At 55.4% G+C, this 17203-nt stretch carries 10 protein-coding genes, 1 rRNA gene and 1 pseudogene; 8 read left to right on the forward strand and 4 right to left on the reverse strand.

Annotation, left to right across the window (positions count from 1 at the left end):
• The first annotated feature begins 197 nt into the window (after positions 1–197).
• From rrf to recD, 4 genes are all read left to right on the forward strand, one after another.
• Positions 198–313: ribosomal RNA gene (gene rrf, locus ACXPVS_RS26070) — 5S ribosomal RNA — on the forward strand.
• A gap of 248 nt (positions 314–561) precedes the next feature.
• Positions 562–4014, forward strand: a complete 3453-nt coding sequence (recC, locus tag ACXPVS_RS26075) for an exodeoxyribonuclease V subunit gamma (RefSeq protein WP_458512465.1) — start codon at positions 562–564, stop codon at positions 4012–4014.
• Positions 4011–7697, forward strand: a complete 3687-nt coding sequence (gene recB, locus ACXPVS_RS26080) for an exodeoxyribonuclease V subunit beta (protein WP_458512466.1) — start codon at positions 4011–4013, stop codon at positions 7695–7697. Before recC ends, recB begins: the two co-directional genes overlap by 4 nt.
• Positions 7694–9796 (forward strand): exodeoxyribonuclease V subunit alpha, encoded by a 2103-nt coding sequence (recD, locus tag ACXPVS_RS26085; RefSeq protein ID WP_458512467.1) that lies wholly within the window; start codon positions 7694–7696, stop codon positions 9794–9796. The genes recB and recD overlap by 4 nt, the downstream gene beginning before the upstream one ends.
• Here the strand turns inward: recD and ACXPVS_RS26090 are convergent.
• Positions 9793–9927, reverse strand: a pseudogene (locus ACXPVS_RS26090) (LysR family transcriptional regulator); the annotation flags it as partial. The gene recD and the pseudogene ACXPVS_RS26090 overlap by 4 nt on opposite strands.
• Before the next feature lie 47 nt (positions 9928–9974).
• On the opposite strand from ACXPVS_RS26090, the gene ACXPVS_RS26095 reads away from it, so the two are divergent.
• The 4 genes from ACXPVS_RS26095 (at position 9975) to ACXPVS_RS26110 (ending at position 13785) form a co-directional block, all read left to right on the forward strand.
• Complete coding sequence (locus ACXPVS_RS26095) at positions 9975–11486, forward strand: tyrosine-type recombinase/integrase (RefSeq protein ID WP_458512468.1); 1512 nt, start codon at positions 9975–9977, stop codon at positions 11484–11486.
• Complete coding sequence (locus tag ACXPVS_RS26100; RefSeq protein ID WP_458512469.1) at positions 11483–11740, forward strand: hypothetical protein; 258 nt, start codon at positions 11483–11485, stop codon at positions 11738–11740. The genes ACXPVS_RS26095 and ACXPVS_RS26100 overlap by 4 nt, the downstream gene beginning before the upstream one ends.
• Positions 11741–12350: 610 nt before the next feature.
• Positions 12351–12848, forward strand: a complete 498-nt coding sequence (locus ACXPVS_RS26105) for a hypothetical protein (RefSeq protein ID WP_458512470.1) — start codon at positions 12351–12353, stop codon at positions 12846–12848.
• 394 nt (positions 12849–13242) lie between these two features.
• On the forward strand, positions 13243–13785 hold the full coding sequence (locus ACXPVS_RS26110) for a Rha family transcriptional regulator (protein WP_458512471.1): 543 nt from the start codon (positions 13243–13245) through the stop codon (positions 13783–13785).
• A gap of 215 nt (positions 13786–14000) precedes the next feature.
• Here ACXPVS_RS26110 and halB read toward each other — a convergent pair whose 3' ends face one another.
• From halB to ACXPVS_RS26125, 3 genes are all read right to left on the reverse strand, one after another.
• The gene (halB, locus tag ACXPVS_RS26115; RefSeq protein ID WP_458512472.1) at positions 14001–14690 is read right to left on the reverse strand and encodes an anti-phage Hailong system nucleotidyltransferase HalB; all 690 of its coding nucleotides are present in this window, start codon (positions 14688–14690) and stop codon (positions 14001–14003) included.
• The gene (gene halA / locus ACXPVS_RS26120; RefSeq protein ID WP_458512473.1) at positions 14690–15712 is read right to left on the reverse strand and encodes an anti-phage Hailong system effector protein HalA; all 1023 of its coding nucleotides are present in this window, start codon (positions 15710–15712) and stop codon (positions 14690–14692) included. Before halA ends, halB begins: the two co-directional genes overlap by 1 nt.
• 496 nt (positions 15713–16208) lie before the next feature.
• Positions 16209–17156, reverse strand: a complete 948-nt coding sequence (locus tag ACXPVS_RS26125) for a LysR family transcriptional regulator (RefSeq protein WP_458512474.1) — start codon at positions 17154–17156, stop codon at positions 16209–16211.
• Positions 17157–17203 lie beyond the last annotated feature (47 nt).

Below are 17203 nucleotides of genomic sequence, written 5' to 3' on the forward strand. Positions count from 1 at the left end.
TTGAGCTAACCAATACTAATTGCCCGTGAGGCTTGACCATATAACACCCAAGCAATTTGACCACTCGAAAGAGCATCAGATTGCGGTGTGTGAAGACGAGATGAACCGAAAGTTCGAATCTCACAAAACACCGAAAGCTATCACATACCCAATTTGCTGAAGCGAGGCCGACTGGCCGCGACTCAGTACCCGAATTTCTTGACGACCATAGAGCATTGGAACCACCTGATCCCATCCCGAACTCAGCAGTGAAACGATGCATCGCCGATGGTAGTGTGGGGTTTCCCCATGTGAGAGTAGGTCATCGTCAAGATTAAATTCCNCCATCCCGAACTCAGCAGTGAAACGATGCATCGCCGATGGTAGTGTGGGGTTTCCCCATGTGAGAGTAGGTCATCGTCAAGATTAAATTCCGAAACCCCTATCTGCGTATGCAGGTAGGGGTTTTGTTTGGCCCCAAGGAAAGTTCGCACAGCATTTGCGGACGGCTCCCAGCTGTCACGGTCTCCCGACAATGCTAAGGTTGGGCCCTAGCTTTTGTATTTTCCCAAGGAAGCCTTTATGCCGGATGCGACGTCCCTAAGTGCTGGTTTTATGGTGGTTCACGGCAACCGCCTGGACGAGTTGCGCAGCCTGGTGGTCGGCTGGATGCGGCGTTACCCGTTGGCTCCCTTGGAAAATGAAATTGCCCTTGTTCAGAGCAACGGCATCGCCCAATGGCTGAAGCTGGCACTGGCAGAAGACCCTGAAGACGATGACATGGGCGGCTGCGGAATCGCAGCAGCAATCGACGTGCAGTTACCAGGTAGCTTCATGTGGCAGCTTTATCGCATGGTGCTTGGACGTGACGAAATCCCGGTCAAATCCCTGCTTGATAAAGCGCCCTTGACCTGGCGTCTGATGCGTCTGCTTCCGCAGTTGATCAATCAACCGCACTTCGAACCGCTGCAGCGCTTCTTGACTCATGACACCGATTTACGCAAACGCTATCAGTTGGCCGAGCGGCTGGCGGATTTGTTTGACCAATACCAGGTGTATCGGGCCGACTGGCTTGAAGACTGGGCCGAAGGTCGTCATCAATTACGAAATGGCAGAGGCGAAACCAAATCTCTGACCCCGGCGAACTGCTGGCAGGCAGAGTTATGGCGAGCGCTGTTGCTGGATGTGGGGGAACAAGGCATGGCGCAAAGCCGAGCCGGCGTCCATCAACGGTTTATCGAGCGTATCAACAGCCTCGACGCAGCCCCCAGCGGATTGCCTTCACGGGTAATCGTTTTCGGGATTTCCTCACTGCCTGCTCAAGCCCTGGAAGCACTGGCGGGGCTGGCTCGCTTCAGCCAGGTTCTGCTCTGCGTACACAACCCGTGTCGTCACCATTGGGCAGACATCGTCGCCGATAAAGACCTGTTGCGGCATCAATACAAGCGTCAGGCGCGCAAGAGCGGAATGCCGGTTGTGCTCGACCCGCAAACTCTTCACCAGCATGCCCATCCACTGCTGGCTGCGTGGGGCAAGCAGGGGCGGGACTATATCAATCTGCTCGACAGCTACGACGATCCCAACAGCTATCGCTCGGCATTCCGCGATGGCCGTATTGACCTGTTCAGCGATAGCCAGCCACAGAACATGCTCAATCAATTGCAGGACGACATTCTTGAGTTGCGTCCCTTGAACGAGACTCGCGAGCGCTGGCCCGCTGTCGACCCGGCTAAGGACGAGTCGATCCGTTTTCACATTGCCCATAGCGCCCAGCGCGAAGTGGAGATCCTGCACGACCAGTTGCTCGCACACTTCAGTGCTGATCCGGACTTAAGGCCTCGCGATGTGATCGTGATGGTCCCGGACATCGACAGTTACGCACCGCCTATTCGAGCGGTATTTGCTCAGCTTGAACGCCACGATCCACGTTTCATTCCCTTCACGCTCGCAGATCAAGGCCAGCGTGGTCGTGATCCGTTACTGATTGCTATCGAACATCTGCTCAAACTTCCCGACAGCCGTTTCCCCGTGAGCGAGATCCTCGATCTGCTGGATGTGCCTGCACTACGTGCTCGCTTCGGTGTAGAGGAACGTGATCTGCCGACCCTGCACCGTTGGATCGAAGGCGCTGGCATCCGCTGGGGCATGAATGCCCAGCAGCGCGCGGGTCTCGGTCTACCGGGCGAGCTGGAACAAAACAGTTGGCGTTTTGGCCTGCGACGGATGCTGCTCGGTTATGCCGTGGGCAGTGCCAGTGCCTACGAGGGTATCGAACCCTACGACGAGATCGGGGGGCTGGATGCCGCGCTCATTGGGCCTTTGGTCGCGCTGCTGGACGCATTGGAGATTGCCCACCAGGAGCTCTCTCTACCCGCAGCTCCCAAACAATGGGGCTTTCGATTGCACGCACTGGTTCAGTTGTTTTTCCTGGCCAGTAACGAGCATGACGACTACGTGCTGGCCCAACTCGAAGAGCTGCGTGAAACCTGGCTTGAGACGTGCGAGTCAGTTGGCTTGCATGATGAACTGCCGTTGACCGTGGTCCGTGAAGCCTGGCTCGCCGGCCTCGACCAAGGCCGTCTGTCCCAGCGCTTTCTGGCCGGTGCGGTTAACTTCTGCACCTTGATGCCCATGCGAGCGATCCCGTTCAAACTGGTCTGCCTGCTGGGCATGAACGACGGGGACTACCCGCGCGCCCAACCGCCACTGGACTTCGACCTCATGGGCAGTGATTACCGCCCTGGCGATCGCTCTCGACGCGAAGATGACCGCTATCTGCTGTTGGAAGCGCTATTGTCGGCACGTGACCAACTCTATATCAGCTGGGTCGGTCGCAGCATTCGCGATAACAGTGAGCGCCCTGCGTCGGTACTGATTGGCCAATTGCGAGATCATCTGGCCAGCGGCTGGCAACTGCATGATGTCGACGAAGAGCTTCTTGAGGCCATTACTCAGGAACATCCACTGCAACCGTTCAGCGCCCGTTACTTCCATGAAGGCGATGATTTGTTCAGCTACGCGAACGAATGGCAGGTGCTGCATCAAACCAGTGAGCCGTCGACCGATATCGAGGTCCTTGATCCCTACATTCAGGAGGAGCCGCTGAGTCTCGGTCAACTGCAGGACTTCCTGCGTAATCCTGTGCGACATTTCTTCAGTCAACGACTGAAGGTGTACTTCGAAGCGGCTGAAGTGCCCTTGGCTGATGAAGAGCCATTTGTACTCGACGCGTTGCAACGTTACAGCCTCAGCGACAGCTTGCTCGAAGCGGCGCTGGGACATCTGGATAACACCGATCAGATACTGGAAGCGCAGGCAAAACGCCTGCAAAACAGTGGGCTTCTGCCTATGGCCGGATTCGGCGAATGCCTTCAGCGAGAGTTGATCGAACCGTTGCCGGATCTGTTGCAGCGTTACCAGCAGCTTTTGGCGTTATGGCCAACGCCACTCACCAACGCGCTGCCAGTGAATCTGGAGTTGCAGGGGCTGCGCCTGGAAGGTTGGCTCAGCGGCCTGCATCAACGTGCGGATGGTGGTTTGCTATCGGTCACTACCATCCCCAACAGTATCGGTTCAATCAAGTCGCGCAAATGGCATCGGCTGACACGGCCATGGGTCAATCATCTGGTTGCCTGCGCCAGTGGTATGGCGATGACCACCGCGTTGGTGGCCAGTGACGACAGTCTGCTGCTCGGTCCGATGGAGGAGGATGCCGCGTTGCGGGTTCTGGGCGACCTGTTGATGGCTTGGCAAACGGGCATGCGTCAACCCCTGCCGATTGCGTCGAAGACCGGCTTCGCATGGCTTGGGCAAACTGACCCGGTCAACGCTCAGACCGCAGCCCGCAAGGCCTATGAAGGCGATGGCCTGACCACCGACGGCGAGCGTCGCGAAAGCCCGGCACTCGCCCGGCAATTCGCCGACTTCGATTCGCTTACCGCAGACGAAACGTTTCCGGATTGGTGCAACGCGTTGTACCGGCCGTTGCTTGAAGCCCCTTGGCGTTCATTGAGCAGCGAGGAGGCACGCGCATGACCACAAAACCTCTGGCCTTGGCATTTCCCCTGCGCGGCAGCCAATTGATCGAAGCGAGCGCCGGGACCGGCAAGACCTTCACCATTTCCGCACTGTATCTGCGCCTGGTCCTTGGCCACGGCGCAGAGTCGAGCGGCTTCGGGCGTGAACTGTTGCCGCCGCAAATCCTCGTTGTGACGTTCACCGATGCGGCGACCAAAGAATTGCGCGAACGTATCCGCACGCGTCTTGCTGAAGCTGCACGGTTTTTCCGTGATGAAACACCGGCGCCCGATAGCCTTATCGCGGAACTTCGTAACGAATACTTACCCGAGCAATGGTCCGGGTGCGCGAATCGCCTGGACATCGCCGCGCAGTGGATGGACGAGGCGGCAGTTTCAACCATCCACAGTTGGTGCCAGCGCATGTTGCGCGAGCACGCGTTCGACAGTGGCAGCCTGTTTACACAATCCCTGGAAACCGATCACAGCGATTTGCTGGGCGAAGTCCTGCGCGATTACTGGCGTCTGTTTTGCTACCCGATGCAAGGCGATGCGCTGAACTGGGTGCGCGGAAATTGGGGCGGTCCAGCAGCATTGCTGCCGCGAGTACGTGGTTTGTTCGCCAGTGAGCGAGACGGTGTTGAAGGTAAAGCCCCTGCCGAACTGATCACCGCGTGTCTGCAAGAGCGACGGGCAGCCTTGCTCGAGCTCAAGATGCCCTGGCGCCAGTGGGCAGACGAATTGCTTTCCATCTGCCACCAGGGTGTTGCGAGCAAAAGTGTCGATGGTCGAAAAATGCAGGCGCGCTATTTCGAGCCCTGGTTCGAAAAGATCAAGGCCTGGGCTGAAGACGAATCCCTTGAGCAACTGGATATCGGCACCGGCTTCACACGGCTGACGCCCGAGGGTATGGCGCAAGCCTGGAAGGGCGAAGCACCCAGTCATCCTGGGCTGGATGCCATGCCCGGCCTCAAGAGCCGTCTCGATGGATTGCCGACGCCTGATGCCGCGGTGCTGCAACACGCCGCCCAGTGGGTCGGTACACGCTTCGAGGAAGAAAAGCGTCGCCGCGCGGAGATGGGCTTCGATGACATGTTGCTGCGCCTCGATGCAGCGTTGCAGTCCGATGGCGGTGAACGGCTGGCGACCCTGATTCGTGAGCAGTTTCCGGTGGCGTTGATCGACGAGTTCCAGGACACCGATCCAGTGCAGTACCGGATCTTCGAGAGCATCTATCGCATCGAAGACAACAATCCCGAATGCGGTCTGTTCCTGATCGGTGACCCCAAGCAAGCGATCTACGCATTCCGCGGTGCCGACATTTATACCTACCTGCGCGCCCGCCAGGCCACTGCTGGCCGCCTGCATACCCTGGGCACCAATTTCCGATCCAGCCATGGCATGGTCAATGCCGTGAACCATGTGTTTGAGCGTGCAGAGTCTCGAGAGTCCGGGCGCGGCGCGTTCCTGTTTCGTGAAAAGAATGGCGAAAACCCGGTACCGTTCCTGCCCGTCGACTCCCAAGGACGCAAAGAAGTTCTGCACATTGATGGCCAGGTCGTGCCCGCCCTGAACATCTGGCACCTGCCTGCCGATCAACCGTTGTCCGGCGCGGCGTACCGACAACAACTCGCCGCTGCCTGCGCCAGTGAAATCACCGCTTTGCTCAATGGCGGTCAAGAAAACCGGGCGGGTTTCAAACAGGACGACAAGGACTTCAGAGGGCTGCTGCCAGCGGATATCGCGATTCTGGTCCGCGACGGTAAAGAAGCCCAGGCTGTGCGTGGCGAGCTCTCCGCGCGGGGCGTGCGCAGCGTCTATCTATCGGACAAGGACTCGGTGTTTGCCGCCCAGGAGGCCCACGATCTGCTGACCTGGCTCAAGGCCTGCGCCGAGCCGGATGTCGAGCGCCCGCTGCGGGCCGCGTTGGCCTGCATCACGTTGAACCTGTCGTTGGCTGAACTGGAACGGCTGAATCAGGATGAACTGGCGTGGGAAGCGCGGGTCATGCAGTTCCGCCATTATCGCGAGCTCTGGCGCAAGCAGGGCGTGTTGCCCATGCTGCGGCGATTGCTGCATGACTTCCAGCTGCCACAGACATTGATCATGCGCAGTGACGGCGAGCGGGTGCTGACCAATTTGCTGCACCTGTCCGAATTGCTGCAACAGGCGGCCGCCGAACTCGATGGTGAGCAAGCGCTGATCCGTCATTTGTCCGAGCATCTGGCGCTGTCCGGTCAGGCCGGCGAAGAGCAAATCCTGCGACTGGAGAGTGACGAACAACTGGTCAAAGTCGTGACCATTCACAAGTCCAAGGGGCTTGAGTATCCCTTGGTGTTCCTGCCATTCATTTGCTCGGCGAAACCGGTGGATGGCAGCCGTCTACCGTTGCATTACCACGACGCCACGGGCAAGGCTCAAGTGACCTTGACGCCGACGGCCGAGTTGATAGTTCAGGCGGATGATGAGCGTCTTGCCGAGGATCTGCGCTTGCTTTACGTGGCCTTGACCCGGGCGCAACACGCCTGCTGGCTCGGAGTGACTGATCTCAAACGCGGCAATAACAACCGCTCGGTGCTGCACCTATCAGCATTGGGTTATCTGCTGGGCGGCGGAGTACCATTGGCCGAGTCGGCAGGTTTGAAGCGTTGGCTGGAAGACCTGCAGCAGGATTGTGCCGCGTTGAACTACGGTGAAATGCCTGAAGCGACTGTCGAGCACTATCATCCGCCGCACAACGATGCAACGTTGCTGGCTCCGCTGATACCCAAACGCAAGGCCAGCGAAAACTGGTGGATTGCTTCCTACAGTGCCCTGCGCATTGGCGACAGCATGAGCGTGGGCACTGATGAAGCGCCGGAAAGCCCACAGGCGCAAAAGCTATTCGACGACGAGCGCCTCGATCCGCAAGCACCACGAGACGTGGTGGCCGGCGGCGCGGATATCCATCGATTCCCTCGTGGGCCGAACCCCGGCACCTTTCTCCATGGTTTGCTCGAGTGGGCCGGTAGCGAAGGTTTTGCCGCCACGCCGCAAGCGGTGGAAGACGCGATTGCCCGTCGTTGCAATCGACGTGGCTGGGAGGGCTGGATAACCGCCCTGAACGACTGGCTGCTGCATCTGCTTGCGTCCCCGCTGCATATCGGCGGCGGACAGGCCCCTGTGGTATTCAAGCAGCTCACCCAATACCGCATCGAGATGGAGTTCTGGTTCGCCAGTCATAAGGTCGATGTGCTCAAACTCGATGAGCTTGTGCGTCAATACACCCATAACGGCGTGGCCCGGGTAGCTGCCGAGCCAGTGTTGCTCAATGGCATGTTCAAAGGGTTCATCGACCTGACATTCGAGCACGACGGCCGCTACTACGTCGCCGACTACAAATCCAACTGGCTGGGCGTCGATGATGCGGCCTATACCGAGCAGGCCATGGAGCAGTCGATTCTCGACAACCGTTACGACCTGCAATACGTGCTGTATCTGTTGGCCTTGCATCGCCAGCTCAAGGCGCGACTTGCCGATTACGATTACGACCGGCATGTCGGTGGTGCGCTGTACCTGTTCCTGCGCGGTACCCGCGCTTGCAGCCAGGGCGTGTATTTCGCCCGTCCTCCAAGAGCGCTGATCGAACGTCTGGACCGGCTGTTCCAGGGCAAGCCAGAACCCAAGGCCGAAACCGCCTGGGAACAGGGAGTTTTGTTATGAGTCGCACCTTCGCTGATTTGCTGCCCACTTCATTGACAGCCGAAAGCCTGGCGGATCTGGCGCCGTTGAGTCGCGCCGAAGACTTGTTGCTGTTGTTGACGCGCTGGGTTGAGCGCGGCTGGCTGCGAGCGTTGGACAAAGCCTTCGTTGCTTTTCTTCATGAGCTCGCTCCCGGCGATGATCCGCTGGTGCTGCTGGCCGCTGCGTTGGCCAGTCATCAACTGGGCCACGGTCATGTGTGCCTGGACGTGTTCGAGACGCTCAAGGAGCCGGACTTCGCCCTGTCGCTGCCACCAGAATGTGATCTGCAAAGTGGCGCGATGTTGTTGCCGTCGCAATTGCTTGAGGCGCTGGACGGTGCCCATTGGTGCAAGGTCCTGGCCTCCAGCAGTCTGGTCGCTTTGGCGGTCGACGGTCGCGAGGCGGCTCAGCATCGGCCATTGGTGTTGTCGGGCAAACGCCTGTACTTGCGTCGTTACTGGGCTTACGAGCGGCGTATCGACACCTCGCTGCGCCAACGTCTGGTGGAACACGAATCCACGCCGGATGATTTGTCCCAGCGCCTCACCCGCTTGTTCGGGCCAGCCAAGCCTGGCGAAGTGATTGACTGGCAGAAACTCGCCTGCGCCCTTGCCACCCGTAGCGCATTCAGCATCGTTACCGGTGGTCCGGGGACCGGCAAGACGACGACAGTCGTGCGTTTGCTGGCGTTGCTCCAAGCACCGGCAGTGGAGGCCGGCAAGCCGTTGCGAATCCGTCTTGCAGCACCCACCGGCAAGGCGGCCGCCCGACTGACGGAGTCCATTAGTCAACAGGTCAGAACCCTGGAAGTCGATGAAGCCGTACGAGTGAAGATCCCGTCGGATGTCACCACTGTGCACCGTCTGCTCGGCAGTCGACCCGGTACTCGACATTTCCGTCATCACGCCGGTAATCGCTTACCGCTGGATGTGCTGGTGGTGGACGAAGCCTCGATGATCGATCTGGAGATGATGGCCAACCTGCTCGATGCGTTACCGGCCCATGCCCGTCTGGTGCTGCTCGGTGACAAGGATCAACTGGCATCGGTGGAGGCCGGCGCCGTGCTGGGCGACCTGTGCCGCGACGCCGAGGCCGGTTGGTACAGTCCACAGACTCGCCTGTGGCTGCAAGCGGTCAGTGGTGAAAACCTGGATGCTTGCGGTTTGCAGGAAGACACCCAGGGCACTCACCCACTGGCCCAGCAAGTTGTGATGCTGCGTCATTCACGTCGGTTCGGCGAGGGCAGCGGCATCGGCCAGCTGGCTCGTTGGGTCAACCAGCAGCAACCCGAGGAAGCCCGCCAGTTGTTGGCAGCTCGAAGCCATAACGACGTCTTCTCCCTGCCCCTCAAGGGGGAACAGGACCGGGCGTTGGAACGCTTGCTGCTTGAGGGGCATAGCGAGGGGCCACAGGGTTATCGCCATTACCTGAGTCTCTTGCGCAGCCTGCGGCCATCGCTCGACAGCACGCTTGATGACCCCTGCTGGACCGATTGGGCTCGCCAGGTATTGCAAGCTTTCGACGCCTTCCAATTGTTATGCGCTGTACGTAAAGGACCTTGGGGCGTGGAAGGTTTGAATCAACGCGTGACCGCCGAGCTGCTCAAGGCTCGACTGATCGACAGCGACCAGCAGTGGTACGAAGGTCGGCCAGTGCTGATGACTCGCAACGACTATGGTCTGGGTTTGATGAATGGCGACATCGGCATTGCCCTCAAGCTGCCGGAACGCGAGGGGCCAGAGGCTGGGAAGCAGGTGCTGCGTGTGGCGTTCCCGCGAAATGATGGTCAGGGCGGCGTACGTTTTGTTCTGCCGAGCCGGCTCAATGATGTCGAAACCGTGTACGCCATGACGGTGCACAAATCCCAGGGCTCGGAATTTGCTCATACGGCGTTGATTCTGCCGGATGCCTTGAACCCTGTACTCACCAAGGAGTTGATCTACACCGGGATTACCCGGGCCAAAAACTGGTTCACCCTGATCGAACCTCGTTCCGGCGTATTTGAAGAGGCGGTGCGGCGCAAGGTCAAACGCTTGAGCGGGTTGATGCTGGAGTTGGATGAGGTGAACGCCAACTAATCGACGAACAGCATCTCCCGACTTTCCCCCATCAACAGACCTTGGTTCTGCTCAGTAACCGCGCGGATGTAATCCCACAACAAGGTAATCCGCTTGAGCTTGCGCAGATCCTCGCGGCAGTACATCCAGAACTACAGGACGTAAGGGTTCCACCCAATGATTCCGGGACCCCAACGCCATGATGACCACTTCCAAGCTCTATCCTGTTACAAGTGCTGTCACAAACTCTGCTGTCTCCCTTAGGCCGACCACAAGACTCGCTAAGCCCTATCACTACAGGCGTAACGGGATTTACTATCTGCGTCTCAGAGAGACAGGCAGCACCACGCAGGCCACCTCCGTTTCACTCAAGACCACTGACAGAAAGGCCGCTATGGACGCTTCACGACGACTTGCCGAGACCATTAGGTCATTCCATTTGGATCACCCTGAGGCCACTTGGAAAGAGCTTCGCGAGCATCTGCTGTGGATGGCTGAGGATCTGCTGTCGTGTGTTCATGATGTCCACTCCCTGCGTGACTGGGGTGACCTGTACGAAGACGTTAAGACGAACCTGACGGAGATTGCCGCAACGATGTCCCTCAACGTCGATCAGCATGAACATGTGATCAAAGCTAAAGACATGATGGCTGCTGCTCAGGTTCGACTGCAGGGCGACTCAGTGCCACTGGTGAAGATCATAAGGGACCTTGAGGGTAACCCTGAGCCAACGTTGAAGCACGTGAACGGCGTGTCCATGCCCTTATCTGTAAAGGCTCCTGCACTCACCTTTGAGGCTCTCTCAGCACTCTACTTGGCGGACCGCGCTCAGGATCAGAAGGCATCGACCCTCAAGGAAACCAAGATTTGCCACCGGACACTCTCCGCGTCTCTGGGTGGGTTGGATCTTCGGAGCCACTCGCGTGAGGACCTTGTGGCTCTGCGTGATCGTCTCTCTGAGGGTCGCATGCCTTCGACGGTCAACAAATTGATTGTGAAGCTCTCGGCTGTTCTTACTTGGGCTGTTGAGAATGGTCATCTGACTAAGACCTATGACAAGAAGCTGAAGCTCACGAGGGGGCTTGAGTCGACGCGTAAGGCGTTCTCTCAGGCTCAGGTGACCAAGGTGATGGATTACGCAAGCAACCTTCCAGAGACCCTGTGGAAGCGATGGCTCCTCAGTCTCGGGGGTGTCACTGGTGGACGTCTCAACGAGATCTCTCAGTTAACCACGAGTGATATCCAGACGCTTGAATCAGGTGTCACGGTCATCCACATCAACGAGGTTGGTGAAGGCAAGTCCATTAAGAACAAGCGTAGCGAGCGACTGGTGCCGTTGACTGATGGTGCCTACGGGTTCGATCTTGCGGCCTTCTTGCGATATGTCGAGGCGTGCAAGCTCTCAGGGTCAGAAGCGTTGGCCCAGATTGGCTACAAGACAGCCGGTGAGTGGGCAAACCAACAGGCCATTCCGGCAGCTCTGGGAGACACGTTTACGAAGGGGCTGACGTTCCACTCATTACGTCACTCGTTGGCTTCCCTCATGCAGGCCAAGGGGGTTCCTACAACTTACGCTCAGGCTGTCATGGGACACGCTTCAGGAACCATTACGTTTGATACATACGGCTCTGGCGTTCCCGTTGAGGTGATCGCTGAGATGCTTCGTGGTTTGCTTGGTGGAAGCCCATACATGGAGGTATCAATCGGATGATTACGCTTCGGAAAGCTCTGGCAGTTTCAACAGCACTTTTATTGGTCGGCCTTGTAGGCAGCCTTTTGGTTTATGTGGGTCTATCTGTTTGGCAAAGTTTTGATGGATGGGCAATCCCTTCCTACTACCTCAAGCAAAACTTGAATAGGGCGATTGGTTACTGTGCGATGGCGGCGTTGCCTGGCCTGATAGGTCTGACACTCACCGGCTGCTGTTATGTCGTGCAGATTCTTGGTCAACCAGAACGCCGATAGTTAACGGGACCCCGTGGGCATCTAACTTAATGTCCTCGTGGGTCATCCCGAACACCCACATTGATCTTCATTCGCATGGATTTAGCCTCAGCGGCTGGCTTGAAGGACCCTTCAGGGGCCGTGATGTGCTACAGACAGTCCAAGGACGGCCAAAAGGGTTTGCGCCTGACTCTCGGGGACTACTGCCAAATACTACCATCAGTCCGGCTCCTGACTCGCTGGGTCGCCAGATGCGTTCAACACTGGCAATGCTCAGTGAGTCTTAAGCCTATCAAATGCTCCTCCGAGGCGGCGCACTACAGTCAGAACCTTTCAGGCGCTGGGTGACCGAAGACGTCCTACCGTCTATCCGCGAGACTGGCTCCTACGGTTCCTCCACGTCAGACCATCCAGTCGTCTAAGGGTATTTGATGAGCTGAAGGCGTTCCTGTGTCGAATTCTCTGAACCCGCAGGGGCTTGACCTTGCAGATTCCAAGGAGGAGCGTGGTTTGGATGACGTGAGATACGTCAAATGGGCTCCTCTACAGCCCTTATAAACCGTGGCCTGCAAAAACCCTCACTATCCCGAGAGAACACATCCCGTGTTTCCGGCATTGTGAAGGAGCCACCATGACCGTCGTTTCAGATCGACTCCGCAGCACCGCCTCCAGCAATCGAGGCAGACCACCGAAGTCCATAGCTAACCCCTTCTTTTCCTATATTGGTTCCACCACTCGTTACGGTCGTTATCCAGTGTTTGCCTTGGACATAGTTGAAGGTGTCGCACGACTTGACTGGCATGACCGCCCCAGTGGATCGAGTGGAAAGTCTATGCCCTTGTCTGTTCGGAACATTGCAACCCTTCTTGTGGGGCTCGAAAAAGTCACAGCGGAATCGGTTGAGGATGTTCTTCAAATAGCGGAACGGCACGCAAGGAGATACGTCAAGGCTGTTGAGCTGATTATCCCGTACATGATGAAGGCAAGACCCCAATCACTTATCCACGAAATGGCCGATACGTATGAAGCAGGGAATCACGACTGGGAAGACATCGACGAACTGACGCAGCCGAGTGCCAGCGTATTAGCCAAGTTGCATAATGACCTTCGGACTTTTGGTGCCAATTGAATTACGGCCGCATGTATAAGAATACCTTAAAGGACACCTGCTGATGGACCCACAAGTAGACTTTGTAATTGTTCTTTTCACCTACTCCCTTCGTTTTTCCTTTATGAGTCCTTTAAGTAGGGAACTGGTCTTTCGACCAAGACTCCATTACTTTCAGGGTCGTAAAGTTCTGATGTCCTCACAGAGGTCGCTCCACTTTTAGACCAATGTTGAACCAGAATTAAAAACCCTCACCTACGCCGAGACACTCCGTCTCACCTCACCGACCAATCGCATGGTCGATCACCGAAGTTCGTTTAGTTTGCTTCCTTGCTGCTGCCTGAAAGCCCTTATCGCGGGTCTTCGGTTCGGGCTGTGGATGCGAACAAGGCGGCAAACTAAAAGGAAATACGAGATGAACAACATCACCCTAACTACCTTCGAGAAAATCACCAAGGCTGGGGCGATAACCCCAACGACCCTCAACGGTTTGCCCGGTATGTCGTCCTTGGAGATCGCTGAGATCACCGGCAAGCGGCATGACCGTATTCTGAAGGACGCTCGGAAGATGCTCGAAGAGTTGGGCTTAATAGGAGTCGTCAAGACTGACGCGTCCTCCTTCGTCGAGACCAGCTACCAGAATAGTCAGAACAAAGCTCAGCCTATGGTCATCCTCGACAAAGAGCTGACCTTTACGCTTATCACTGGCTACAGTGTCAAACTGCGTCACTTAATCGTTAAACGCTGGCTTGAACTTGAGGGCTTAGGCTTTGAGGGTGTGTCCGTACAGGCTGCCGTAGTTCATCTGATAGAACGCGAGAAAGACAACCGTCAAGCGGCCCTTCATGCCCTCGCGAAGGCCAGCAAGAAGACCCCACGACGCCCTCTGAGCCCTTCCGAGAAGGAGCGGCAGCGTCTTAATCGACTGGCCTACAGGAACTCCCAAAGAGACGTATGAGGTCATCTGGGCGAACTGAGTGGTAGAAACGTGCCTTGGAGTATTGAGCCATTCGAGGAATGTTCCTAAAGCAACTCCTTAAGCCGGAGCTTTAAAGAGCATCTATCAGCTCCTTATAAGTTAAGGGGTTGATCCTGCAACCATTAATACCCAATTCTACCTGAGCCTCTCACATGTCGAGCGATATGAGAGGGTGGGATGGTTTCTCGTTGGTCTTATGTGTAATCATTTTCATCCATGTCTTTGATGATGCTAAAGATCGTTTTTTCTGCCATGGAATTTCCTTGTGAAGAGAAATATTTTAGCTGAGCGTACAGGTCGATTGGGATTGCCTCATGTCCATCTCCTCCGTATAGAGAAAATTTCTGCTTGAACGTTCTGTAGATCTCAGGCATGAATCCAGGTTCTTTTTTTGCGGACAACAGCAGCTCGATTTCTTTATCTTCAAATGTGGAAGCAAGTTCTTTTGCGGAAAATACAGGGCTTCCACGTTCGGCGCTTAAGGCTATCAAAATTGTTCGGAGGCACCAAACCAGTCTTTTGTTGATGAAGAAGTAGTTTTTAAAATTATCGATATTGAAAAGTAGAGCAATTCCTAATTCTACAGCTTTGAAGATGTCGTCACTGTAATTGTCCCGCAATTTAAAAGCCGATTGCATCTTCTCAAAGCTTGAATCAGGGTCATACATTACGACTGCTTCGCGTACTATATGAAGGAAAAATAGATCCCCGCCTTCGGCTCTACTCATAGCCAAGTTGCGTGGGTAGCATGCAATATTCGTTGTGCCATGGAATACCATCTGGTATCTTTCGTCACTGGTTATTGCAAATAAGTCAGTATCGGATTCCGATGTATGATCGTTTCGTGCTCGACTACCATATAACGCCATAGACATAATAGCCATTACATTACCCTGCTTATGCGATTGACTAAACATGGGACCATGATTGCGTACCACCATAAGCCCATGAAGGCATTGCCCGCATACAGTAGTTGCTTCGGCATACACGCTTCCAATGTCGAGTGTTTGGTGTAACCTATCAGGAAGGTGATGTCAAAAGCTTTAATTAACCCTAAAGACATGCTGTCTTGTTCCCAGGCATAACCAGCCCCGAAAGCTAAGGTCATAATAAAACCAAAAATTGCTGGCTTTGCGATACTTTGTCCCCAGCTGTTAAGCCACCCAGACAAGTTAAGAATCAACAGTTCAAAAGATAAAATCCATCCTAAAATCATATTGAATTTCTTTTTCGGGCCATTTACTGAATTGAAGCGTGCTTTGCTTCGGGTGGCCTTAACTGCTTGAGTTAAATATGACTTTACTCCGGTATAATAGGCAAGGTCATCTCCATGGTGCTCTCCACCTTGCATCAACATTCTGGATAGCTTTGCTTTGGACTGATCAAGTCGCCATATTTGATGCTTGGGAGTTACACTTTTTGCCTCAAGAACAGCAGTGTCTAAATTTGTATACCCAGAGTCTACCAAGCCGCAAGCATCCGAGACCAACGTATTAATTAGCTTTGTGCTTCCGTTAAATGTTGTGTTTTTCCATTTGCATTCGTAAAAAAAGCAGTCGTTGAACTCTGCAAGTGTAAAAGAGCAATTTGTAAAGTCGCAGTGATTAAATTTTGTTTTGGTCCATGTGGAATTACTTCCGAGATCGCAGTTAACAAAGTTGCAATTTTTAAATTTTATTTGGCCGTGTTCAAAATTTCCAGAGAAATCACAAGTGTCAAAAGTGATGTCCCAGAATGAGATGTTTTCTGTTTTGCCTATTTGTTTTTGGAATGCGCTGAGTGTTATGTCATCGAGTTTAAATTTGGTCGGGCCTTTATTGTTTGTGAAGTCCCAGTTTCCGGGCTTGAGCTGGACGCTTTTCTGAGTGTACAGGCAATCCCACCATGCAAACTTCCTTTTACTCATAATGCGCTATTCCGTTTGAGAGTTACTTTAATCAGGCCCGGTGCCCATTGTACGTACCGAAGATGATACAAGGGTTTCAGCCGTATGTGACCCCGAGGTGTGGTAGACCTGATCAGATTCCGCAAGATATTTCACCTTGCGTCTCTTGCCGTCCGTTTCTCCTGCGCGCAGCGTTTGGTGCGAATGAACGCAAGCAGTGAAGCCTGTACTGCTACGTATTCAACCGATTCAGATTGTTATCACTTAGGCCCCCCTCAGCGAAAATCCGACAGAAATTTCTGAGGCATCACCTCATTGATTCATTACCGCTCAGATTCCCCCGTAGGCCCTCGCGCCTGAGCCCCAACGCCTGCTCATGGGGTCCTTATCGCGCCCACGTGCGCCACTGTAAGAACCCTTTCGACTGTCACAAGTGGTGTCACAACCCGTGTCACAAGTCGTTGCCAAGAGCCTGATGAGGTCGTTAGGATGGGCTTCCCTTACTCCTTGTAGATTCTCAGTCTGCGAACAATAGGACATGTGTCTCGCCCAGCAACAACGGGCCATTCAGCTCAGTAACCTCCCTGATGTAATCCCACAACAGGGTGATCCGCTTGAGCTTGCGCAGGTCCTCGCGGCAGTACATCCAGAACTGTCGAGTGATGTTGATCTCTTCCGGCAACACCGGCAGCAATCGCGGATCCTGGGCTGCCAGGAAGCACGGCAGAATCGCCAATGACCGTCCTTGCTGCGCGGCCACGAATTGGGCGATCACGCTGGTGCTGCGCAGGTTGGCACTGGCGCCGGGCAACACATTTGCCAGGTACAACAGCTCCGAACTGAACGCCAGATCGTCGACGTAACTAATGAATGAATGTTTACCCAAGTCTGCCGGGCGGCGGATCGGTGGGTGTTTGTCGAGATAATCCTGAGTCGCGTAGAGCTGTAATTTGTAGTCGCAGAGTTTGCAGCAGACGTACGGGCCATGCTCCGGACGCTCCAACGCGATGACAATGTCCGCCTCGCGTTTGGACAGGCTGATGAAGTGCGGCAGCGGCAGGATGTCCACCGAGATTGCCGGGTAGGCGTCGACGAAATGGCTTAGCTGCGGGGTGATGAAAAAGCTGCCGAAGCCCTCGGTACAGCCCATGCGCACATGCCCGGATAACGCGACCCCGGACCCCGAAACCTGCTCGCAGGCCATGTGCAATGTGCTTTCAATCGACTCGGCGTAACCCAGCAACCGCTGGCCTTCGGCGGTCAGGACAAAACCGCTGGTCCGGGATTTCTCGAACAGCAAAGTGCCCAACGCCGCTTCCAGCGAGCTAATACGCCTCGACACAGTGGTGTAGTCGACCGCCAGGCGCTTGGCGGCGGTGCTGGCCTTGCGGGTGCGGGCGACTTCAAGGAAAAACTTGAGGTCATCCCAGTTCAACGAGCCTAAAGACGTGATGTTTTTTTGCATGATGGACCGGCTTTTATGTGCGTTCTTATTAGAAGTTTGCACATCTA

Source organism: Pseudomonas sp. Ma2-10, from assembly GCF_054330215.1.